23 protein-coding genes are annotated in these 22,430 nt (G+C 68.1%); 17 read left to right on the top strand and 6 right to left on the bottom strand.

The features are described from left to right. The 4 genes from E9536_RS38560 to E9536_RS38575 all read left to right on the top strand — a co-directional run bounded on the left by E9536_RS38560 (nt 1) and on the right by E9536_RS38575 (nt 2,975). Nucleotides 1-873 carry a sugar ABC transporter permease gene (locus tag E9536_RS38560; protein WP_059682835.1) on the top strand — a complete coding sequence of 291 codons (873 nt, stop codon included), beginning with the start codon at nt 1-3 and terminating at the stop codon, nt 871-873. Beyond that, nucleotides 873-1,805 (top strand): ABC transporter permease, encoded by a 933-nt coding sequence (locus E9536_RS38565; RefSeq protein WP_136472811.1) that lies wholly within the window; start codon nt 873-875, stop codon nt 1,803-1,805. The genes E9536_RS38560 and E9536_RS38565 overlap by 1 nt, the downstream gene beginning before the upstream one ends. 124 nt (nt 1,806-1,929) lie before the next feature. Then, nucleotides 1,930-2,367, top strand: a complete 438-nt coding sequence (locus E9536_RS38570; protein WP_021159623.1) for a hypothetical protein — start codon at nt 1,930-1,932, stop codon at nt 2,365-2,367. Nucleotides 2,368-2,762: 395 nt separating this feature from the next. Continuing rightward, entirely contained in the window at nt 2,763-2,975 is a 213-nt protein-coding gene (locus E9536_RS38575) for a hypothetical protein (protein WP_006497261.1), read from the top strand. A gap of 294 nt (nt 2,976-3,269) precedes the next feature. Here E9536_RS38575 and E9536_RS38580 read toward each other — a convergent pair whose 3' ends face one another. After that, entirely contained in the window at nt 3,270-4,235 is a 966-nt protein-coding gene (locus tag E9536_RS38580) for a D-2-hydroxyacid dehydrogenase (RefSeq protein ID WP_136472813.1), read from the bottom strand. A 253-nt stretch (nt 4,236-4,488) separates the two neighbouring features. On the opposite strand from E9536_RS38580, the gene E9536_RS38585 reads away from it, so the two are divergent. The 9 genes from E9536_RS38585 (at nt 4,489) to E9536_RS38625 (ending at nt 11,678) form a co-directional block, all read left to right on the top strand. Continuing rightward, nucleotides 4,489-5,679 carry a CoA transferase gene (locus tag E9536_RS38585; RefSeq protein WP_136472815.1) on the top strand — a complete coding sequence of 397 codons (1,191 nt, stop codon included), beginning with the start codon at nt 4,489-4,491 and terminating at the stop codon, nt 5,677-5,679. A 22-nt stretch (nt 5,680-5,701) separates the two neighbouring features. Beyond that, the gene (locus E9536_RS38590; RefSeq protein ID WP_136472817.1) at nt 5,702-6,664 is read left to right on the top strand and encodes a hydroxymethylglutaryl-CoA lyase; all 963 of its coding nucleotides are present in this window, start codon (nt 5,702-5,704) and stop codon (nt 6,662-6,664) included. A gap of 22 nt (nt 6,665-6,686) precedes the next feature. Continuing rightward, on the top strand, nt 6,687-7,070 hold the full coding sequence (locus E9536_RS38595) for a VOC family protein (protein ID WP_059588273.1): 384 nt from the start codon (nt 6,687-6,689) through the stop codon (nt 7,068-7,070). A 252-nt stretch (nt 7,071-7,322) separates the two neighbouring features. Continuing rightward, a complete protein-coding gene (locus E9536_RS38600) occupies nt 7,323-8,150 on the top strand; it encodes an alpha/beta hydrolase (protein WP_059682831.1) in 828 nt (275 codons plus the stop codon). A 114-nt stretch (nt 8,151-8,264) separates the two neighbouring features. Next, nucleotides 8,265-9,158 carry a LysR family transcriptional regulator gene (locus E9536_RS38605; protein ID WP_021159618.1) on the top strand — a complete coding sequence of 298 codons (894 nt, stop codon included), beginning with the start codon at nt 8,265-8,267 and terminating at the stop codon, nt 9,156-9,158. 479 nt (nt 9,159-9,637) lie between these two features. Beyond that, the gene (locus E9536_RS38610; RefSeq protein ID WP_027787385.1) at nt 9,638-10,195 is read left to right on the top strand and encodes a sigma-70 family RNA polymerase sigma factor; all 558 of its coding nucleotides are present in this window, start codon (nt 9,638-9,640) and stop codon (nt 10,193-10,195) included. Between the two features lie 12 nt (nt 10,196-10,207). Next, nucleotides 10,208-10,516 carry a hypothetical protein gene (locus E9536_RS38615; RefSeq protein ID WP_027787384.1) on the top strand — a complete coding sequence of 103 codons (309 nt, stop codon included), beginning with the start codon at nt 10,208-10,210 and terminating at the stop codon, nt 10,514-10,516. A 2-nt stretch (nt 10,517-10,518) separates the two neighbouring features. Further along, nucleotides 10,519-10,815 (top strand): 4Fe-4S dicluster domain-containing protein, encoded by a 297-nt coding sequence (locus tag E9536_RS38620; RefSeq protein ID WP_059700385.1) that lies wholly within the window; start codon nt 10,519-10,521, stop codon nt 10,813-10,815. Between the two features lie 104 nt (nt 10,816-10,919). Further along, on the top strand, nt 10,920-11,678 hold the full coding sequence (locus E9536_RS38625) for a class I SAM-dependent methyltransferase (RefSeq protein ID WP_136472819.1): 759 nt from the start codon (nt 10,920-10,922) through the stop codon (nt 11,676-11,678). 216 nt (nt 11,679-11,894) lie between these two features. On the opposite strand, the gene E9536_RS38630 is transcribed toward E9536_RS38625, so the two are convergent. The 3 genes from E9536_RS38630 to E9536_RS38640 all read right to left on the bottom strand — a co-directional run bounded on the left by E9536_RS38630 (nt 11,895) and on the right by E9536_RS38640 (nt 15,493). Then, complete coding sequence (locus tag E9536_RS38630; RefSeq protein WP_136472821.1) at nt 11,895-13,355, bottom strand: MFS transporter; 1,461 nt, start codon at nt 13,353-13,355, stop codon at nt 11,895-11,897. 381 nt (nt 13,356-13,736) lie between these two features. Then, a complete protein-coding gene (gene prfH, locus E9536_RS38635) occupies nt 13,737-14,351 on the bottom strand; it encodes a peptide chain release factor H (protein ID WP_021159612.1) in 615 nt (204 codons plus the stop codon). Further along, a complete protein-coding gene (locus E9536_RS38640; protein ID WP_136472823.1) occupies nt 14,345-15,493 on the bottom strand; it encodes an RNA ligase RtcB family protein in 1,149 nt (382 codons plus the stop codon). The genes prfH and E9536_RS38640 overlap by 7 nt, the downstream gene beginning before the upstream one ends. A 736-nt stretch (nt 15,494-16,229) precedes the next feature. On the opposite strand from E9536_RS38640, the gene E9536_RS38645 reads away from it, so the two are divergent. Together E9536_RS38645 and E9536_RS38650 are read left to right on the top strand one after the other, a co-directional pair. Next, nucleotides 16,230-17,099, top strand: a complete 870-nt coding sequence (locus tag E9536_RS38645; protein ID WP_124544959.1) for an RNA ligase family protein — start codon at nt 16,230-16,232, stop codon at nt 17,097-17,099. 41 nt (nt 17,100-17,140) lie between these two features. Continuing rightward, nucleotides 17,141-18,274: an AAA family ATPase gene (locus tag E9536_RS38650; RefSeq protein WP_136472825.1), complete on the top strand. Its 1,134-nt coding sequence runs from the start codon at nt 17,141-17,143 to the stop codon at nt 18,272-18,274. Between the two features lie 72 nt (nt 18,275-18,346). Here E9536_RS38650 and E9536_RS38655 read toward each other — a convergent pair whose 3' ends face one another. Both E9536_RS38655 and E9536_RS38660 read right to left on the bottom strand, forming a co-directional pair. Next, nucleotides 18,347-19,030, bottom strand: coding sequence for a hypothetical protein (locus tag E9536_RS38655; RefSeq protein ID WP_136472827.1), 684 nt, complete (start codon nt 19,028-19,030; stop codon nt 18,347-18,349). A 13-nt stretch (nt 19,031-19,043) separates the two neighbouring features. Then, on the bottom strand, nt 19,044-19,676 hold the full coding sequence (locus E9536_RS38660) for a 5-formyltetrahydrofolate cyclo-ligase (RefSeq protein WP_136472829.1): 633 nt from the start codon (nt 19,674-19,676) through the stop codon (nt 19,044-19,046). A 236-nt stretch (nt 19,677-19,912) separates the two neighbouring features. On the opposite strand from E9536_RS38660, the gene E9536_RS38665 reads away from it, so the two are divergent. Both E9536_RS38665 and E9536_RS38675 read left to right on the top strand, forming a co-directional pair. Further along, the gene (locus tag E9536_RS38665) at nt 19,913-20,839 is read left to right on the top strand and encodes a LysR family transcriptional regulator (RefSeq protein ID WP_136472853.1); all 927 of its coding nucleotides are present in this window, start codon (nt 19,913-19,915) and stop codon (nt 20,837-20,839) included. A 275-nt stretch (nt 20,840-21,114) separates the two neighbouring features. Continuing rightward, nucleotides 21,115-22,371 carry an MFS transporter gene (locus tag E9536_RS38675; RefSeq protein WP_136472833.1) on the top strand — a complete coding sequence of 419 codons (1,257 nt, stop codon included), beginning with the start codon at nt 21,115-21,117 and terminating at the stop codon, nt 22,369-22,371. Nucleotides 22,372-22,430: the final 59 nt, after the last annotated feature.

Genomic DNA, 22,430 nt, shown 5'->3' on the forward strand with positions numbered 1-22,430 from the left:
GTGAGCACGCTCCCGGCCGGCGGCACACCGCGCGACGCGAAAGCCTGGCTCGTCACACCCGCACTCGCGTTCATCGTCGCGCTGTTCATCTATCCGTTCGCATACGGTCTCGTGCTGTCGTTCCAGCCGATGAACGGCGGCGGCGCGCTCGCGAACTACGTGCAGTTCTTCACCGACACCGCGATGTGGCCCACGGTGCTCGTCACGCTGAAGCTGGCGGTGCCGGCGACGCTGCTCAACGTCGGCGTCGCGGTGCCCGTCGCGTTCGCGCTGCGCCGCAATTCGCCTTACCAGAAGTTCGTCACGACGCTGCTCGTGATTCCCGTCACGCTCGGCACGGTGCTCGTCGCCGACGGGATGCTCACGTATTTCGGGCCGAACGGCTGGTTCCCGCAGGCGTTGCAGGGGCTGCACCTGTACACCGACGAAGTGCGTCTCACGCACAACTACTGGGGCGTGCTGCTGTCGCTGATCGTGTCGGGCTTTCCGTTCGCGTTCCTGCTGATGCTCTCGTACATCAGCGGCATCGACCCGACACTCGCGCGCGCGGCGGCGACGCTCGGCGCGAACCCGTGGCAGCAGTTCCGGCGGATCTACCTGCCGCTGCTCGTGCCGGGGCTCACGATGGCCGCGTGCCTGTCGTTCGTGCAGGCGTTCTCGGTGTTCCCGTCGGCCGTGCTGCTCGGCGCGCCGGCCGGGCCCACGCGCGTGATCTCGATCGCGGCAGCGGAAGCGGCGTTCGAGAGCTACGACTATTCGCTCGCGTCGGCGATCGCGATCGTGATGGGTTTCGTGCAGCTGCTGGTGGTCGCGTCGATGCTCGGCGCGCGCCGCTTCTTCTATACCGGCGCGGTGACGGGGGGCAAGGGCTGATGGCGACCGACAATCATGCCGCCCGCGCGTGGCCGCCGAAGCACGACGCACCCGACCCGCCCGACGTGCGGCCCGCCGACGCGAGGAAACCACGGAAGATGGCAGGCCATCTCGCCGGCCGGGCGTGGCACGCGCTCGTCTGGGGGCTGATGGCGTTCTTCCTGCTGAACGTGATGCTGCTGATCGCGACCGTCGCGGTGAACTCGGTCGCGACACGCTGGTTCGGCACGCCGCTGCCGCAGGGTTTCACGCTGCACTGGTACGCGAAGGCGTGGGCGGACTTCCAGCTCGCGAGCGTGCTATGGGTGACCGTCGAGGTCGTCGGCGCGGTCGTGCTGCTGTCGATCGCGCTCGGCGTGCCGGCCGCCTATGCGCTCGCGCGCGTGCAGTTTCGCGGCAAGCGCTTCGCGCTGCTGGTGTTCCTGCTGCCGCTGATGGTGCCGCCCGTCACGTACGGGATCCCGATGGCCACCGTGATGTACAAGGTCGGGCTCGCGGGCACGCTGCCCGGCGTGATCTTCGCGAACCTCGTGCCGGCGCTGCCGTTCGTGATCCTCGTGATGACGCCGTTCATCGAGCAGATCGATCCGAATCTCGAAGCCGCCGCGCGCATCTTCGGCGCGAACACGTGGCGCTATTTCCGCCATGTGCTGCTGCCGCTGCTCGTGCCCGGCATGCTCGCGGCGGGGCTGCTCGTGCTGGTGCGCACGATCGGGATGTTCGAGCTGACCTTCTTCACCGCGGGGCCGAGCACGCAGACGCTCGTCGTCGCGCTGTATTACGCGGTGTTCTCGACCGGCGTGCGCGCGCCGCAGTCGATCGACGCGATGGCGATGATCTACATGGCCATCACGCTCGTATGGGTGGTCATCGCGCTGCAGTTCGTGAGCCCGACGCAGCTCGTGAGCCGCGTGAAGCAGGAGCGGCAGTAGGCGCGTCAGTAGGCGAGGGAGAAGCGGAGGGGCGATCGCGCCCGTGCAATTGGTTACAAATGGATACCGCGCACGATACGCGGACGTTGCAGACTACGCGGCGTTCCCCCGATAACGGATATCCATGAAGTTCCAGACGCTGCTGACACTCGCCGGTGCATCGACCCTCCTGGCCGCCTGCAACCTGCTCCACGACGGCCCCGGATCGGGCGACGTCGATGCCGCCGTGCGCCGCGCGCTCGAGGCGGAAAACCACGGCGGGCTGAACGCGCTGTTCGGCCAGCCGCTGCCCGTCTCGGCCGATGTCGTGTCGGCGAAGCCCGACGGCGACTGCAAGAAGGTCGGCGATCGCACCTACTCGTGCGACGTCGTGGTCACGTGGCGCAATACCGACTACAAGCCGTCGCGCGCGAACCTGACCTTCGTGAAGGCCGCCGACGGCTCGTGGCAGACGTCCGGCGTCGACGCGGCGATCGTGACGGGCACCGCGAAATCGCTGGTCGACCAGATCGGCAAGGCATGGCCCGGCAATGCGGCAAGCGGCGCGTCGGCGCCGCAGTGACGCGGTGACCTGCGAGAGCGACGGGCGGGGCGTTTCCCTCCGGTAATACGCGGCCTGTCGCGCCCGAACGCCGCGCCGCGCCTTCCGCCGACTTCACGCCACCGACCGATTGCCCGCGAGCGCATCGCCGGATGCACCGGGGCTGGCGCAGCGGCGGGGCGGCGCCAGCGACCGGCCCGGTGGCCGGACACGGTTGCCGGCAGCGCCGGTAGGGCACGAACCCCGCAACCGGTGGCCCCATCCTGTTCGACCGACACTCAGGCGCGGACAGGCAGGGAAAAAGGGCGCGAGCATCGCGTCCGCGCGCGACCGAATGCATCCTCGGTATGCGGGCCGACTTATAGGGAAAACCCTTATTTCGAGATATAATCACGGCCTAAGTGATAGGTCGAACCATGCCTGAACGTTTCCAAACCCTTGAAAAATTTGTGTTTTCCCTCGTCGTGATGTCCGCGGTCGTGTGCTCGGCATTCCTCGCGTACGAGCGTCACCCCGAGATCAAGATCGCGCTGCACGAAGGCGAAGCGCTGATGCGCGAGAGCGCCAAGTATTCGGTCATCTGCTCGCCGTCCAAGGTCGATCCTTGCGTCGAGATGTCCGCTTACTGAAACGCGCGCATTCGGGGCGGGATCAGCGTGCCGGGTGGTGCACCGCAGCCAAAGCCGGCGAGTTCCAGTGCGGGGCCCGGCCAGCGCCAGACCGGCCCTGCAGCATCGGCGGCCCGAGTTCCCTGACGTAGCGCTCGTCACGCATTCAGAAACCCGCTGCAGGACAGGGTGGATGCACAAACCCGCTACGTGCCGGGTCGCCGGCGTAAGCAACTCCCAATCCAAAGCCCCGCTTCGAGCAATCGAGCGGGGCTTTTCTCGTAGAGCCGTCGAAACGATCCCCGCGGCTGCGCATCACACTACATGCGTCGGAGCGCCCTCGACGAACGCGGCGACATTGTCGACGAGCTGATCGGCGAGCGCCTGCATCGCCTCGTCGCTCGCCCACGCGACGTGCGGCGTCAGGATGAAGGCCGGATGCGACAGGATCGCGTGGAACGGATGCGCGGCCGGCAGCGGCTCCTGCGTGACCACGTCGAACCCCGCGCCCGCGATCTGCCCCGACTGCAATGCGTCGACGAGCGCGTTTTCATCCACGAGCCCGCCGCGCGCGGTATTGATCAGCAGCGGCCGGCGCGCCATCCGCGCGAACGCGGCCGCGTCGATCAGGTGCCGCGTCGCGGGCGTGAGCGGACAGTGCAGCGTGATCACGTCGCTGTCCCGAAGCAGCGTGTCGAGCGGCGCGTAGTCGTTCCCCGACGCATCGCCGTGCGCGGCGAACCGTACCCGCATGTCGAGCGCGCGCGCGATGCCGGCCACCGCGCGCCCGAGCACGCCGTCGCCGACGATCCCGAGCGTCGAGCCGGCCAGGTCGCGAATCGGATGATCGAAGAAGCAGAACTGCCCGCTGTCGAGCCAGCGCCCCGCGCGCACCGCGTCGCGGTACGCGACGAGGCTGCGGCGCAGCGCGAAGATCAGCGCGAACGTGTGCTCGGGCACCGTGCGGACCGCATACCCGCGAATGTTGCTCACGACGATGCCGTGCGCGGCACACGCGTCGAGATCGACGATGTCGGTGCCCGTCGCGGCGATCGCGATCATCCGCAGGCGCCGCGCGCCGGCAAGCGCCGCCGCGTCGAGCCGCACCTTGTTGGTCACGACGATGTCCGCGTCGCCGATGCGCGAAGCGACCTCGTGCACGGCCGTCCGCTCGAACGTGCACAACGCGTGCGGAAACGGGAACGGCTTCAGCACGGTTTGCGGCGACAGCGTCGCGCGGTCGAGGAACACGATCTTCGCGGGAGAGGAAACGGAAAACATGGCGGGCCTCGCTGGCAGGCGCCCGGGGCGGGCGCGGAACGGGTTCGATTCTGCCGGCGGCGCGCGGGCCGTCGTTTGACCGTTGCGCGAGTGCGCTTTCCCGGATGGAAAGGCTGGCGCACCGCATATGTGAACGGCCGCGGCACACGCCTTTCCGTTTCGGAAAGGCTGGTTGAGCATCGATCGATTTTCGCCGGTCGGGAACGCCGTCATGATCGCCGTCATCGACAACACGATTTCATCGGAGACAGCCATGACACGCCCCCTCGACGGCATCCGCGTGCTGGAACTCGGACAACTGATCGCCGGCCCGTTCGCGGGCAGGATGCTCGCCGAATTCGGTGCGGACGTGCTCAAGGTCGAGCCGCCCGCGCTCGGCGACCCGCTGCGCAAATGGCGGCTGCTGCACGACGGCACGTCGGTCTGGTGGGCCGCGCAGTCGCGCAACAAGCGCTCGCTGACGCTCGACCTGCGCACGCCCGAAGGGCAGGACGTCGTGCGCCGCCTCGTCGCGGAAACCGACGTGCTGATCGAGAACTTCCGGCCCGGCACGCTCGAAGCCTGGGGGCTCGGCTGGGACGCGCTGTCCGCGATCAACCCGGGGCTCGTGATGCTGCGCGTGTCGGGCTTCGGCCAGACGGGCCCGTACCGCGACCGGCCCGGCTTCGGCGTGATCGCTGAGGCGATGGGCGGCCTGCGGCACCTGACCGGCGAGCCGGGCCGCACGCCGGTGCGCGTCGGCATCTCGCTCGGCGATTCGCTGTCGGCGCTGCACGGCGTGATCGGCGTGCTGCTCGCGCTGCGGCATCGCGAGCAGCAGGGCGGCAAGGGGCAGGTCGTCGATGTCGCGCTGTACGAGTCGGTATTCAACATGATGGAAAGCCTGCTGCCCGAATACTCGGCGTTCGGTGCCGTGCGCGAGGCGGCCGGCAGCAGCCTGCCCGGCATCGCGCCGACCAACGCGTATCGCTGCCGCGACGGCCGGTATGCACTGATCGCCGGGAACGGCGACAGCATCTTCCGGCGCCTGATGGAGCTGATCGGCCGGCCCGATCTCGGCAACGATCCCGCGCTCGCGCACAACGACGGGCGCGTCGCGCAGGTCGAACGCATCGACGCGGCGATCGGCGCATGGAGCGCGCGGCACGATCTCGACGCCGTGCTGGCCGCATTGAACGACGCACGCATCCCGTCCGGGCGCATCTACGACGTGGCCGACATCGCCGCCGATCCGCATTACCGCGCGCGCGACATGCTCGTCGATGCCGCGCTGCCCGACGGCACGCCCATGCTCGTGCCCGGCATCGTGCCGAAGCTCGGTGCGACGCCCGGGCGCATCGAGCGCCCGGCGCCCGCGCTGGGCGCGGATACCGACGCGGTACTCGAAGCGCTCGGCATCGATGCGGCGACACGCGGCGACTGGCGCACGCGCGGCGTGATCTGAACCCGAACCAGGAGACGGCGACATGAGCGGGCAACGCACACGGCTCTACATCCACGAAGTCGCGACGCGCGACGGTTTCCAGAACGAAGCGGCATTCGTCGACACCGACGACAAGATCGCGCTCGTCGACGCGCTGAGCGCCTGCGGCTACGCGAAGATCGAGGTCACGTCGTTCACGTCGCCGAGGGCGATCCCCGCGCTGCGCGACGCCGAGGCCGTGATGCACGGCATCGCGCGCGCACCGGGCGTCGTCTATACGGTGCTCGTGCCGAACGTGCGTGGTGCCGAGCGCGCGCTGTCGTGCGGCGTCGACGAAGTGAACCTCGTGATGTCGACGAGCGAAAGCCACAACAGCGCGAACCTGCGGATGACGCGCGAGCAATCGTTCGCACAGCTGCGCGACGTGATCGACGCGGTACGCGGCACGGGTGTCGCCATCAACGTCTCGCTGTCGACCGCGATGGGCTGCCCGATGGAAGGGGACGTCGCGGCCGAGGGCGTGCTCGCGTGGATGCAGCGCTTCGCGGATCTCGGCGTGCACGGCTTCACGCTGTGCGATACGACGGGCATGGCATTTCCGTCTCAAGTGCGCGAACTGTCGGCACGTGCACGCGAGCGCTTCGGCGCGCTGCAGCTCACGCTGCACTTCCACAACACACGCGGGATGGCGCTCGCGAACACGCTCGCGGCACTCGACGCCGGGATCGACCGTTTCGACGCATCGCTCGGCGGCCTCGGCGGCTGCCCGTACGCGCCGGGCGCGACCGGCAACGCGTGCACCGAGGAACTCGTGCACATGCTCGAACTCGACGGCTACGATACGGGCGTCGATCTCGCGGCCGTGCTGGCCGCGTCGGCGCGGCTGCCCGCGCTGATCGGCCACGACGTGCCGAGCCAGATCCTGAAGGCCGGGCGCCGCTCGGACCTTCATCCGCCACCGCGCGCGGACGCCGGCGACATGCCCGCGCAACGCGCTTTCTCGTGAACGACCAACCGGAGCGAACCTCATGGCACTGATTGACCACCTCGACCATCTCGTGCTGACCTGCGTCGATCCCGACCGGACGACGCATTTCTACACCGAGGTGCTGCAGATGCAGCTCGAAACCTTCGGAGCCGGCCGGATCGCGTTCCGCTTCGGCAACCAGAAGATCAACCTGCACGTGCGCGGCGCGGAGTTCGAACCGAAAGCGCATGTGCCGGTGCCCGGCGCGCTCGACCTGTGCTTCATCGCGTCGGTGCCGCTCGACGACGTGATCGCGCACCTGAAGCGCGTCGAATGGCCGATCGTCGAAGGGCCCGTCGAACGCACGGGCGCGACGCAGAAGATCCGCTCGGTCTACGTGCGCGATCCCGACCTGAACCTGATCGAGATCTCCGAGCTGATCTGACTCGATCCGACCGCCGGGCGCGCCGGCGGGCATCTCGTGCCATCGCGCATGCGGCCCGGATCGTACCGGTGCGAACGCATGCCGCGTCGGTCTGCCGCCGAAAACGGACAGCCGGTTTCCGCGCTCGCCGATTCCGGATAGCCGGCCCGTGCCGCGCTGCGGATAATGCGTGCTTCGGCGACTGAGAAGCCGCCTTCGCACCGGACGCGACGCCTGCGTCCGCGCTTCCGCAACCCGACCCATACGATTCCGATGACGATCCTCTATCGCGGCATGGACCGCGCGGCACTCGACGCCGCCTATCTGAACACGAAGGTGGTACCCGATTTCCCTGCGCTGCTGGCGTCGATGCAGGCGCGCAGCGCGGCGCTCTACGACACGACGCGCGGCCGGCGCGACCTGCGTTACGGTGCGCAGCCCGCGCAGCGATTCGACTGGCTGTCGTGCGGTCGGCCCGATGCGCCGCTGTTCGTGTTCATTCATGGCGGCTACTGGCAGCACTGCGCGAAAGAGGATTTCGCGTACGCGGCGAGCGGGCCGCTCGCGCGCGGTTTCGACGTGATACTCGCGGAATACACGCTGGCGCCGGTCGCGACGATGACCGGCATCGTCGGCGAGATCGGCGCGCTGCTCGACTACCTGGCGAACGACCCCGACGCAATCGGTACCGCCGGGCGGCCGATCCACCTGAGCGGCCATTCGGCGGGCGGCCACCTGACGGCCGTGTACCGCGCGCATCCGGCCGTCGTGTCGGCGCTCGCGATCAGCCCGCTCGTCGATCTCGAACCGATCTCGCTGTGCGTCCTGAACGACAAGCTGCAGCTCAGCGCGCGCGAAGTCGACGCGTACAGCCCGTTGCGCCATGTCGGGCCCGGCGCACCGACGGTCGTTGCGGTCGGCGATGCCGAGCTGCCCGAACTCGTCCGGCAGGCACGCGATTATGCGACGGCATGCGAAGCGGCCGGCGAACGGATCGTCCACGTCGGGCTCCCCGGCATGCGGCACTTCGACGTGCTCGACGATCTCGCGAAGCCGGACGGTGCGATGCTCGCCGCGTTGCAGTCGATCGCGCCGCGCTAGGCGCTGTTTTGCGCCGTAGTGCACCGTATCGCGCGGGGTCGGCCGGGCGTATGATCGGCGTCAGGCCGCCGCGCTGACGGCAAGCGCCGGCCTGGCCTCCCCAGGACCCACGACATGGTGAATCCGCTTCATTTCGATCTGCAATCGCTGCGCGTGTTCGCGCTCGTCGCCGAGCACGGCAGCCTGACGAAAGCGGCCGAGCACGGCCAGCTCACGCTGTCCGCGGTCAGCAAGCGCATCGCCGAGCTCGAAAGCGTGACGGGCAGCGCGCTGTTCGTCCGGCATGCGCGCGGTGTCGAGCTGACGCCCGCGGGCCGCGCGCTGCTCGACCATGCGGCGAAGGTGATCGAGCAGGTCAACCGGATGGCGCACGAGATGAGCGACTACGTCGCCGGCGTGCGTGGCCACATCCATGTGTGGACCAACACGTCCGCGATCGTCCAGTTCCTGCCCGCCGATCTCGCGGCGTTCCTCACCGACAATCCGGGTATCAAGGTCAGCCTCGAGGAGCGTTTGAGCCACGAGATCGTCGACGCGCTCGCGTCCGGCAAGGCCGATCTCGGCGTGTTCGCCGACAACGTGCCGGCCCCCGGTATCGAACGAAGGCTGTACCGCCGCGACGAACTCGTGCTGCTCGTGCCGCGCACGCACCGGTTCGCCGCGCGCGACAGCATCCGCTTCGCGGACACGCTCGACGAGGACTACGTCGGGCTCAGCGACGGCAGTTCGCTGCTCGCGCGCATGACCGACGCCGCGTTCGCGGTCGAGCGTTCGCTGAAGCTGCGGATCCAGGTATCGAATTTCGACGGCGTGAGCCGGATGATCGAGGCGGGACTCGGGATCGGCATCCTGCCGCGCGACGCGGTGACCGGCGAGCGCGCGGCGCGGCTCGGGGTCGTGAAGCTCGACGATGCGTGGGCGACGCGCACGCTTTGGGTCGGCGTGAAGGCCGGAACCGTGCTGACGACCGATATCGCGAAGCTGTTCGACTTCATGTCGGCGCGTTGAGGCCGGCCTGCGAGCTGGCGGGGATTGTCGCGGTGCGGCTTCGGGGAAGGGCGATCGTCGGGGCGCGTTCGGCTCGCCGCGGCGGGAAGCCGATGCCGTTGCGGGAAGCCGATTCGTAGCAGCCGCGTCAGACCGACCGGCGGACGACCGCGAACAGCCGGCGAGTAGTACAACCCGGATGCAGCCGACAGTCGCGAGCACGGCACGTACTTTCCTGTCTCGCCCCGGCAACGCCCGTGCCTGCCGCCCGCACACTTCGCCTTGTCGTCGCGGGTTCGTTCCTTGCACTATCGTTACACCGTTCCCGCTCGTGTCGGCGATGACCGTCGGGCCGGACCAATTCCTGCCCGCCGGACGGGCTGTGTGACCGATCTCTCCCTTGAAGCCGCCGCGTTGAGCAGTCATTTTTCGCACTCGACACAATATTCCCGCGCCTGAAACGTCTTCAGGTGCATGGAATCGCCACCCACTTCACGCACATGACCGACCCAGACCGCGACATCACCGCGATAGTGATGCGTGAACGAACGAGGCTGGTGAGCTTCATCCGGCGTCGGATTCGCGACCCGGACGATGCCGAGGACATCCTTCAGGACGTGTTTCACGAATTCGTCCAGGCCTACCGGCTTCCGGCGCCGATCGAACAGGTGAGCGCGTGGCTGTTCCGCGCGGCGCGCAACCGTATCGTCGACCGCTTTCGCAAGAAGAAGGAGCAGCCGCTGACCGATCTGTCCGAGGCCGACGACGACGCGGACAGCGAGTACCGCCTGGATCTCGTGCTGCCGGCGCACGATGCCGGCCCCGAAGCAGTCTACGCGCGCACGCTCCTGCTCGAAGCCTTGCAGGATGCGCTCGACGAGCTGCCGGCGAATCAGCGCGAGGTATTTATCGCGCACGAACTGGAGGGCCGTTCCTTCAAGGAGATGGCCACGCAAAGCGGCGTTGCGCTCAATACGCTGCTCGCGCGCAAACGCTATGCGGTCTTGCATCTGCGTGCACGACTGCAGCTCATTCATGACGAACTGGACAATATCTAGAGGAGTCGACAAATGAATTTTCGAATCAGATGCGCGGGCAAGGCGGTGCTCGCGTTGATTGCCATAGGCGTGCTCGGATGGGTCGTCATGATGTTGTGGAACTGGGTGATGCCGGCGCTGTTCGTCGGGGCCCGTACGATCGATTTCGCCCGGGCGCTGGGCCTGCTCGTGTTGAGCCGCATCCTGTTCGGCGGATTCCGCGGACACCACGGCTGGCGCGGCCGGCGCCACTGGCGCAAGTGGGAATCGATGACGCCCGAGGAACGCGAGCATTTCCGCAACGCGTGGCGCTCCGGCGACGACCGGCCCTCGGGAGCGTGAACGTGCGCGAAAAATCCACGGGCGACTGCAAACAGCAACCGGGCGTGATCGCGCCGGTCGTCGATCTGAAGCGTTGCGAAGGCAAAGGGGATTGCGTCGCGGTTTGCCCTGAAAACGTGTTCGAGGTCAGACGCATCGACCCGGCCGATTACGTCGGCCTCGGCCTGATGCATCGCCTGAAGCTGCGCGTGCACGGCATGGAAGTCGCCTACACGCCGAACGCGCATGCGTGCCGGTCATGCGGACTGTGTGTGACCGCGTGCCCCGAGCGCGCCATCACGCTCGCCCGAATCGCATGACAACCTCCGCATGTCGCCGATATCGAGCGACCGCGCCGAAACCCTGGCGGAAGAGGCGCCGCCGAATACATCGTCGACGTGATCAATCTCGTCAAGGAACGCACATGGCTTCACCTACCGCCGTTCTTCTGCGACGGCTCCACGAAGAGAGCCGGACCGAAATCATCGCCCGCGCCCGCGCGCAGTTCCCGGGATCGAACGAGGAGCTTCTGTCGTTAGCAGAGGAATACGAAGCGATCGCCCCCCGTCTGCGGGGGCGGTTTCTCGAAACGTTCGGGCTGTTCACCGACGACTTCGAATCCCCGGAAGGCAGCCGGCTATCGTTGGCCGTGTCGCCGGAAACGGGCGGGTTCTTGCGCAACATGGTGCTCTCGCAACGGCCGGCCCGCATCCTCGAACTCGGCAGCTCGTGCGGCGTGTCCACGCTGTATTTCGCCGAAGCACTGCGCACGTTGGGCCGTGGCGTGGTCGTCGCGACCGAACGCGACCCGCTCAAGTGCGCCCGATTGCGCGATCACGTCGGCACGGCGGGCCTGGATGCCCATGTCGACATCCGGGAGGGCGACGTATTCGAGACCGTTGCCGAACTGGACGGGCACTTCGACATGGTATTCATCGACGTCTGGGCCGACGCCTACCTGAAGTTGTTCAGGCAGATCGAGCGCCTGCTGCGCCCGGGGTCGATCGTCCTGGCCGACAACATGTACACGGCCGAGGACGCCGTTCGACCGTACAAGCACTATCTCGATGACGATCCGCGCTTCTCGACCATGACACTGGATTTTGAATCCGGGATCGAATTCACGGTCGTCGTTTCTCGCGCGGACATGGCGTCGCAGGGCCCTTGCCGCGACGGCGCGTAGTGAAGGGCAGAACCGTCGATCGCCGGGCATCCCGCTTCGGATTTCGCCCGCCAGCGGTCGGCGCACGCGGGCGTTGCGTGACCGCGGCCGTAACCGTGACCGTGCGCGGAAGATGCGCCCGTCTGCCGTGGGCCGCCGGGCAACCGATAGCCCGGCCATCCGCGAAGCATCAGGAACGATGCGTGAGCGCGTTCCCGCGCCAGCATCGACACACGCTCAAACCGGATTGATCTCGTCCTGGCTGCGCCGCGTCGTCAGCGGCCCGAGCACGCGCAGCGTGATGGCGACCATGCCGAGCGCAACCGAGATCACGCCGAACATCGCGCCCGCGCCGTAACCGCCGAGCACCGGCAGCAACACGAACGGCAGCGCACCGCTGACGATGCGCGACAGCGCATAGGTACTGCCGATCGCCGTCGAGCGTACGTGCGCCGGAAAGATCTCCGCCTGGTACACGTGATACGCGTTGCTGAACACGTTCGACGCGCAGGTCGTCAGGAACCCGAAGCCGACGATCAGCACGGTTTGGCCCGAGTACGCGAAGCACAGCCCGAACGCCGCGATCGACAGGATCGACGCAATCACGAGCGTGCGGCGCTCGATCCAGTTGAGCAGCGGAATCGACAGCAGCGAGCCGACCGGATAGCCGATGAACGACAGCGCGATGAACAGCGTACTGTCCGTCACGTCGAAGCCGCGGCTCTTCACGACCGTGCCGGCCAGCGTGCCGAAGCCGTAATAACCGAAGCCCTGGAACAGATGAAAGATCGCGAGCATCAGGTAGCGCGCGCCGTACGGTTCGCGCCGCAGCAGCGCGATACGCTCGCCGAGCCCGAGCGGCCGTTGCGGCTCGACCGGTTCCGCGAATTGCTCGGGCACGCGCACGCCGGTGCCCTCCGCGAAGCGCCGCAATGCCGCGCATGCATCGGCGGTGCGGCCCTGCGCGAGCAGCCAGCGCGGGCTTTCCGGCAGCCGGTGCTGGACGAACAGCACGTACACCGCGCCGAGGCTGCCGATCGCGAGGATGATGCGCCAGCCGGCCACGCCGCCCACGTGCAGCGGATTCAGCCACAGCGCGAGGAAACCGACGAGCGGCACCGCGACATAGGAAGTCGTATAGGCCCACGCGGCGAGGCGTCCGCGCTTTTCCTTCGGCAGGATCTCGGACAGGAAGCTGTCGGCAACCGGATAGATCGCGCCGACGCCGATGCCGGTCAGGAACCGGCACGCGACGAGCATGTCGGCGTTCACGGAAAACGCGCCGACCAGCGAGAACGCGCTGTACCACGTGAGCGTCAGCAGGAACGCCTTGCGCCGGCCGATGCGGTCGGCGAGGCTGCCGAGGCACATCGCGCCGACGAACATGCCGATGAACGCCGAGGCCAGCAGCAGCTTGAAATCGGTGCTCTGCCGGCTCAGCCCGTATTCGTTCTGCAACGCGGAACCGATCGTGCTGACGAGGAAGATCTCGTACATGTCGAAAAACAGCCCGATACCGATCACCCAGACGACGAACCGGTGCAATGCGCCAACCGGCAGGTCGTCCATGAAATCGCCGAGCGTGACGCGGCGGGCGGGGAGGGCCGACCCGGCAGCGCCCGTGCCGGCGGCGGCCGCAGGTCGTGCGGGCGCGGGTTCGCCCGCGTTGCCGCCGAGATCGAGGGAATGGCTGTTCATCGTGTCTCCTGATTATCGGTACGCCGTGGCGCGAAGCCCGGCCGTTCGCGACCGGCGCGATGCATCCGGTCGCACGACGTGGCGGCAGGCACCGCAAGGCCGTTGAAAGGCCGGACAGGCGGGCTGTACCGATCGTCCGGCACATGGTGGGCAAATCCGCGGCACGTGATAATTGCGGATGTTTCAAGCATCCTTTCCCGCGCAGAAAGGGTGCGGAACACGCGGCAGCCGGCATCCGCGCGTGAGGCCCGTACAGCCTGCGTGGCGTGCGGTCGCGCACCGGAACCGCCGGCGCGCTCACGCAACCGGCTGGCCGGGAAAACCATGAGGCCCGTTGCGCGACTGCCGGCGAAACAACCGCCGGCAGTCGGGCCGTCATGCTCAGTCGGCCGGCACGAACGCCGCCCCGTGAAACACGCGCACGGGGTTGCCGCGCTCGAGCGCAAAGTGCTGCATCCGCCGCTGCCGGCGCGCGTCGGACGCGTGACGGTCGGCTTCCTGCTGCAGTCGAACCTGCAGCAACTGCAGCGCGAGGCGCTTGTTCGCGTGCTGGCTGCGCTCGCTTTCCACGCGCACCGACAGGCCGGTCGCGACATGAGTCGCACGAATCGCCGAACTCGTCTTGTTCACGTGCTGGCCGCCCGGCCCGCGTGCGCGCATCGCTTCGAACCGCACGTCGCCATCCGGCAGCGGCTGCGCGTCGGCGCAGCGCGTGACACCGATGAACCAGTTCTTGCGCGGATGGCGCAACCGGTACGGGCTTGCGCAAATCCATTGCAGCGTGCCCGTCCAGCGGTCCGCCAGCGCTTGCGCGCCGGCACCGTCGAGATCGAGCAGCGCCGAGCGCAGCGTGCCGGGCCGTTCGCCCGGCTGCACATCGAGCACCGTGACGACGACGCGCTGCGCATCGGCTTCCGCCTGCAGGCGCCGCAACGCATTGGCTGCGGCGAGCTGGCACTCCAGCGGCCCGTGCGCGGAAGAAATCTGCATCAGCATCGGCCGGCCTCCCCGGACGTCTTGTAGGTCAGCACCGGCGCGAGCCGCGCGAGCTTGCGCAGCAGGCCGGCCGCCTCGAGCGCGTCGACGACGCTGTCGATCGGCTTGTAGGCCTGCGGCGCTTCCTCGTACAGCAGTTCGCGGTCTTCGCAGACGACGTGGCTGCCGAGCGGCGTACGCGTGAGCTGCGACGGGGTGAAGCGCCGTTCGAGACGCCCCTTGCAATCGCCGCGCGCCCACTTGCGGCCCGCGCCGTGTGCAAGCGACGCGAGGCTGGCCGCATCGTCGGGCCGCACGGGGGCGACGAGATAGCTGTAGTCGCCGCGCGACCCGGGAATGACGACCGGCCCCGCATCGGCCGGCGTCGCACCTTTGCGATGCAGCCAGCCGGGCTCGCCGTCGACGCGCGCGCGGCTCACCAGGTTGTGGTTCACGTCGAGCACGCACCGGCCGTCGCTGCGCCAGCGCGCCAGCATGCGCCGCGCGATCAGGTCGCGATTCGCGATCGCGTAGCGCAACGCCGCGTCGTGGCGCGCAAGGTAGGCCGTGCATGCGGCATCCGTGTCGTCGAGCCCGTTGTAGCCGTGCTCGCGCATGTGCTGTTCGAGGATCGACTGGCCGAAACCGCGCGACCCGCTGTGCACGAGCAGCAGCAGGCGCTCGCGATCGAGGCCGAGCGCCTGGACGGCATCAGCGTCGTACACCGCGTCGATCCGCTGCGCTTCCGAGAAATGATTGCCGCTGCCGATCGTGCCGAGCGATGCCGCGAACGCGTGATCCGCGAACCCGGCGGCCGCGATGAGCGGCTGCCAGCTTGCATCGGGCGTGGTGTCGATCGAGCCGAGCCGGCTCGCGAGCTTCGACGGGCTGACGCGCCGCGCATCGAGCGCGGTTTGCCACAGCGCCATTCCGCAGCCGATATCGCCGCCGATCAGCGCCGGGTACAGCCGGCCCGTCGAAAAGAACGCGGCGCCGACCGGGTAGCCGCGTCCGGGGTGAAGATCGGGCATGCCGGCGACACGCCGCATGCCGGGGAGGGCGGCAGCGTGTTCGAGCTGCCGGATGGCCTCACCTTCGATCCAGGTGGTGGCGCAAGCGCACAAGGTGACGCGCTCGCCCAGGTATTGCATGGAATTGCCCATGGAGGTTTCCGTTCGATGAAAAGGTAGAACGGCGGGCCATGGCACAGGCAGCGCTCGAATGCGCTGCCTGACATCGGAAGTCGGGAAGAGGGCGGCACGACCGGATCGGAACGACCCGGCTCATCGCCGTGACGGCGATACGGTGTGCGGCTGCGTGGCGTGAACGATGAAACGGACGGACGCGAAAAACCCGGACTACGACCCGCGACGGGAGGAGCGTTGGCGTGACGTCATGATGTTCTTCTCCTTGCGGGTGAGGGGTTGATCGGAATGGCGGCGACTCTAGCATGCACGCAGCGGGCGCAGCAAGCGGGTAGCGCGGCGGCGCCTACCGAATCGTCGCCCGATGTGGCGAAAAACACACATATAGACATCCTGACAATGTTCGTGCCGATGGCGCGTGCGGCACGCCACAGCAGGCACTCAACGCATGCAGGCGGCTGCATCAGCGGGCTCCGGCAGCGCTTGACAGTGCAAAAGCCGTTTCGTAGCATCCGCCTGCTTCATCCCTGAACCCTCATCGAACCGGTGATCCAAGTGCCCGCAAACATTCGTCCCTTCGCCTGATACGCCGACGACTGCCGTCCCGGCCGCGTGTCGTCCTGCCCGTTTCCGCCCGCCTCGCGGCGCCGGAACGTCGACTGCGGGAACGCGCCCGGACAAGCACTGACACCGCAACGCACACCAGACCGTTCGTTCACGTCGTCGGCTTTTCCCCTGTTTCCGGAGAAAGACCATGACGCTGGATTTTCGCGCATACGCGCAATCGCTCGACCTCGCCCGCTACCCGCGCACGCCGCATCTCGAAGGTTCGCGCCTGCAGGACGGCGACGAAGGTCGCGAACACGTTCCCTATCGCACCCTCGCGGGCGCACACATCGTCGTCGAGGAAAAGCTCGACGGCGCGAACACGGGCGTCAGCTTCGGCCCGGCGGGCGAACTGCTGCTGCAGTCGCGCGGCCACTATCTGGCCGGCGGCGGCCGCGAGCGGCAGTTCGGTTTCGTGAAGACGTGGGCCGCCGCCCATGCAGGCTGGCTGCTCGACCGCCTCGGCGATCGCTACGTGATGTACGGCGAGACGATGAGCAAGAAGCACGCGGTGTTCTACGACGCGCTGCCGCATCACTTCTTCGAATTCGACGTGTTCGACCGCACGACGGGCCGTTTCCTGTCGACGTGCGCGCGTCGTGCGCTGCTTGCCGACGGGCCCGTGCTGTCGGTGCCCGTGCTGTACGAAGGCATCGCGCCGGCGCGGCTCGCCGACCTGAAGGCATTGCTCGGCCCGTCGCTCGCGAAGACGCCGGACTGGCGTCGCGCGTTCGAGGAAACGGTGCGGCGGCAGGGGCTCGACCTCGCGCGCGCATGGCAGCAGTGCGACAAGTCGGCCCGCGCGGAAGGGCTCTACGTGAAGGTCGAGACGGACGACACGACGACCGCGCGCCTGAAGTGGGTCCGCCACGATTTCGTGCAGGCGATTCTCGAATCGGCGCGCCATCACTCGGAGCAGCCGTTCATCCCGAACCTGCTCGCACCGGATGTCGACCTGTATGCGCCGCGGCCGACGGTCACGTGGCGATCGATCGCCGCGACGCGCGCGCACCCATGAATGCGGAACGGCCGTGCGCCGTTTCGAGAGGAGTCTTGATCATGAAGTACGAACAACTGCAGGCACTCGTGCCAGCGCCCGGCCGGCAGCCGGACTATCGCGCCTGCCTCGCGGCGTTTCCCGCGCTCGAACAGGCGAAGACGACACCGCAGGAGCCGGCGCATCACGGCGAAGGCGACGTGTGGACGCATACGACGATGGTGATCGATGCGCTGCTCGCGTTGCCCGGTTATCAGGCCGCATCGCGCGCCGACCAGGAAATCGTGTTCCTGGCCGCGCTGCTGCACGACATCGCGAAGTACCGCACGACGGTCGTCGATCCCGTCACCGGCGCGATCGGTCATCCCGGCCACTCGCGCAAGGGGGCGATCGATGCGCGTATCGCGCTGTGGGATGCCGGCGTGCCGTTCGCGGTGCGCGAGGCGATCTGCCGGATGATCGCCGTGCACCAGGTGCCGTTCTTCGCGATGAGCGGGTCGCGCCGCGGCACGCCCGAGTTCATCGCGCGTGAACTGTCGTGGCAGGTGAGCCTGCCGCTGCTGTGCCTGCTCGCCGAAGCCGATATGCGCGGGCGCATCTGCAGCGATACGCAGCGCGTGCTCGACAACATCGAACTGTTTCGCGAACTGGCGCGGGAAGAGGGGTGTTATGGCCAGCCGCGCGCGTTCGCCGATGCGCACACCGCGCTCAGCTACTTTCGCGGCGCGGACGTGCATCCCGACTATCCGCTGTTCCGCACGTCGGGTTCGCGGGTCGTCGTGATGTCGGGCCTGCCCGCGTCGGGCAAGAACACGTGGGTCGCGCGGCATCATCCGGACCTGCCCGTCGTGTCGTTCGACGATGCACGCGATGCATTGGGGCTGCGCCATGGCCAAAACGAGGGCGCCGTCGCGCACCATGCGGTCGACGCGGCGAAAGCGCTGTTGCGGGAGAAGCGGCCGTTCGTGTGGAACGCGACGAACCTGTCGCCGCTGATGCGCAAGAAGACGCTCGACCTGCTGTTCGCGTACGGCGCCGACGTGACGCTCGTCTATCTCGAGCAGCCGCGCGCGGAGCTGTTGCGCCGCAACGCGCGGCGCGACACGTCGCTGACGAACCGCGCGCTCGAGGCGATGCTGCCGCGCTGGGATCCGCCGCTGCCCACCGAAGCGCATGTGGTGCGGTACGAAGTCTGATGCGGCAACGTCGCGGCAAACGTCACCGCACGAACCGGTACACCGCCCGTCATTGCGGCATACCGGCTCGCATCATTTCAGCGCGGGATTCTGCTGCGTCGCACACGCGCGCAACACGGTGACGAGATCGGGCTGGCCGAGCTTCTCGAACAGGTCGGCCATTTCCATCTGCGCGACCGGATCGCCTTCGCGCGCCGCGCGCCAGCGCAGCGACGCGATCATCCCGCTCATGCCTTCGCCGGGCGTTTCGCCGTCGTAGCCCGACATCGCCTGCAAGACATCCGCGAGCTTGTTGTAGCCGGCCGGCACGTGATGAACGAGCAGCCACGCAATCGCCGGCTGCGCGCCTTCCCAATCCTCGTCGTCGAGCGAACTGCTCGCGAGGCGCGCGGCCGCACGCCACGAACCGAGCGATGCGGCCTTCGCGTAGGCCTTGTCGGCGTCGCGGCCGCGCGACGACGGCGCCGCGTCGAACGCGGCCTGCGCTTCGGCCGACGGCGGCGGCAGCGCGAGCTTCGTGCAGCTGAACGCACCGGCATCCGGTGCGTTGCCGGGCAGGCCGGCCCAGCGCGCCTGGTCCTTCAGCGCGCGATCGAGCGTGGGCCGCACGTCGCTTTCCTTCATCGACGCGAACACCCAGTCGGTACGGACATGGCGCGCGGCGTCCCAGTCGCTTTCGGCAGCGGCATGTTGCGCGAACGCGAGGCAGGCCGCCGCGCAGCCGATGCGGAACAGGTTTCGGACAGGAGATTTCATCGCCGATCGCACCTCAACTCGCCACGATGATGAAGGTGGTGAGCGCGATCGGAAACAGCGCGAGGCCGAGCAGGCCCAATGCGCCATCGGCCGCCATCGCGATCGGCGACAAGGCCAGCTTCGCGCCGCGGCCGACAGCCGTCAGCTTGTCCGTCACCGTGACCTCGTACGGCCGATTGAACGCCTGCGGGACTGACGAAGACGTGACACCGTTCGGCAGATAGCGCTTGCCGCTGATCCTGCCTTCCGACTCCAGGTAGGCACCGTCCTTCTTGAAGCCGTCCGCGAGCGCACGCTCGCGCACGTCGGAACCGGTCGGCGCATCCGCGTAGTCCAGCCGCATCGTGTATTGACCGGTAATGGCGTCGCCGTGCGCCTCGAAATCGCTGAACGCCGTGTGAATCTTGGGGCGATAGGGGGCGTTGAGCACCGTCGCAAGGCTCAGCGGCATCTCGAAGATGTAGTGATACTTCTTGCCGAGCACGACGAGCTGTTTGCCGTCCGCGGTAATCAGGAACGTCGACAAGGTTTCGTCGTATTTCGAATCGCTCATCCACGCCTTGGTGACGGGGCCGAAATTGGAGCAGCCGGCAAGCATGCCGGACGCGGCCACGGCGGGCAGCGCGAGAAATGTTCTTCTTTTCATGAGTGCTGGTTGGTTGTGGTTCGTTATTCAGCGGAACCGCTTGAATGTCAGACGCTGCGTTCGATGAACGCGGCACCCTGACGGCCGTTCGTGCGGTTTTTTCGCCTGCGCATTGTAGGGCCAAAGCGGCAAGTGCAGCATCCCCCGGGCCGGGCATCGCACCGGTGTGCGGTAGACTGCTCGCTCGCTTGCCTGCCGCCCATCACACGGCCGTTCGCACCCGGCCCGCTCAAACAATGGATCGAATCGACGCGATGAAGGTGTTCGTCGCCACGCTGGACGAAGGCAGCCTCGCGGGCGCGGGCCGCAAGCTCGGCCGGTCGCCGGCGGCGGTCAGCCGCGCGATCGCGTTTCTCGAGGCGCACACGGGCACCGCGCTGCTGTACCGCACGACCCGGACGATCCGGCTCAGCGAAGCCGGCGAACGCTACGCCGCCGCGTGCCGCCGCATCCTGTCCGATCTCGAGGAAGCCGACATGCTGGTCGCCGACGAACGCTCGGCGCCGCGCGGCATGCTTACCGTCACCGCGCCGGTCGCCGCGGGCGAGGACGTGCTGCGCGCGCTGCTCGACGAATTCATCGAACGCCATCCCGCCGTGTCGATCCGCCTGCAGTTGCTCGACCGTCCCGTCAGCCTGATCGACGAAGGCATGGACGTCGCGCTGCGGATCGCGCACCTGAGCGATTCGACGCTGGTCGCGATTCCGGTCGGCGCGGTGCGGCGGGTCGTCGTGGCGTCGCCCGATTACCTGGCCAGGCATCCGGCCATCGAGACGCCGGCCGATCTCGCCCGGCACCGGATCATCTCGATGACGCATTTCGGCCTCGATTCGTGGAGCTTCCCGCCGTCCGCGCCGGCGGCGCTGCCGCAGGTCGTCCAGTTCGCGCCGCGCTTCATCATCAACACGATCCGCGGCGCGGTCGCGTCGGCCGTCGCCGGCCACGGCGTCACGCGGCTCTTTTCCTATCACGTCGCCGAACCGGTGCGGGACGGCATGCTGCGGATCGTGCTGCGCGACAGCGAACACGCGCCGTTGCCGATCCATCTCGTCACGCCTTACGGGCGCCTTTCCGTACCGAAGGTGCGCGCGTTCGTCGATTTCGCGGCGCCGCGCCTGCGCGAGCACTTCGCGCGGCTGGCGGCCATCACCGACGGCGATTGAACCGGGATGCGGAAGAATGGCTTTCGAGTGACGGCGATTCACTCGGCAATCGGCTCAATCTAGACTTCCTTCAACCAACGGACGCGCATGGCGCCCGTTCAGCGAATGGAGGTCAACATGGATCGAGCGCTTCCTGGCCGGCACCGCGCCCGTGCGTTCGGCGCGCGCCGCGCCGGATCCGGCATCGGCGTTGCGCGTTTCGCCTTGGTGCCGTTGCCGGCGCACTTCGTCGCGCAAGGGTTTGCCGCACCGACGACCGCAACGGCGAGGGCGCAATGAGCACGATCTCGCCAGCCCCCGCCGCAGCACGGGCCGAACGGCCCGCCGCCAGCTACGCCGAACGCAACGCGCGCTACTGGCGGCGCAATCTCGCCGTCTGCGTGTTCGGGTCGTTCACGACGCTCGTCAGCCTGAGCATGCTGCTGCCGTTCCTACCGCTGTACGTGCGGCAACTCGGCGTCGAAGCGCAGTCGGCCGTGATCCAGTGGTCGGGCGTCGCGTTCGGCGCGACGTTTCTCGGCACGGCCGTCACCGCGCCGCTGTGGGGCCGGCTCGCGGACCGCTTCGGCCGCAAGCCGATGCTCGTGCGCGCGGCGATCGGCATGGCGATCGTGATGTCGCTGATCGGCGTCGCGCACAACGTGGTCGAACTCGTCGTGCTGCGGCTGCTCGCGGGGCTCGTCGGCGGTTACGCGTCGGCCTCGACCGTGATGGTCGGCACGCAGGCGCCGCGCGAACGCGCGGGCTGGGCGCTCGGCATCCTGTCGACCGGCGCGCTCGCGGGCAACCTGGTCGGGCCGCTCGTCGGCGGGCTGCTGCCGGGCTGGCTCGGCATTCGCGGCACGTTCTTCGCCGGTGGCGCGATGATCGCCGTCGCCGCGCTGCTGACGATCTTCGTCGTGAAGGAGGATTTCCACGCGGGCACCGACGCGAAACCGCGCACCGCGAGCGCGACGGCCGGCACGTCGCGCGGCACGAATCGTGCGGCGGTGGCCGCGCTGCTGGTGACGGCGATGATGGTGCTGCTCGCGAACATGTCGATCGAACCGATCATCACCGTCTATATCGGCGGCCTCGGTGTCGGTGGCGATCATCTTGCGCGTATCGCCGGCGTCGTGATGGCGTGCTCGGCGCTCGGCAGCATGCTGACCGCCGCCCGGCTCGGCGCGCTGGCCGACCGGATCGGCAGCTGGAACGTGATCATCGGCTGCCTGTTGCTGACCGCGCTCGCGATGGTGCCGCAGGCGTTCGTCACGCACTGGTGGCAGCTCGCCGCGCTGCGCGCGCTGATGGGCATGACCCTCGCGGGGTTGCTGCCGTCGATCGGCAAGCTCGTGCGGCAATCGGTCGACGAGCACGCGACCGGGCAGATGCTCGGCTACCTGCAGTCCGCCCAGTTCAGCGGGCAGGTGATCGGCCCGGTGATCGGCGGGCAGATCGGCGTCGCGCTCGGGCTGCATTCGGTGTTCTTCGTGACGGGTGCGCTGCTGGCGGCTTGCGCGGGGCTCGCGCATTGGGCGCGCGGCCGATAGCCGCTGGCCGGCGGGCCACGGGCGGGCGTAGGATGGGCGCAGCAGCAGGTGCCGCGCCG

This window comes from Burkholderia sp. LS-044, assembly GCF_004803625.1.
Classification (GTDB): domain Bacteria; phylum Pseudomonadota; class Gammaproteobacteria; order Burkholderiales; family Burkholderiaceae; genus Burkholderia; species Burkholderia cepacia.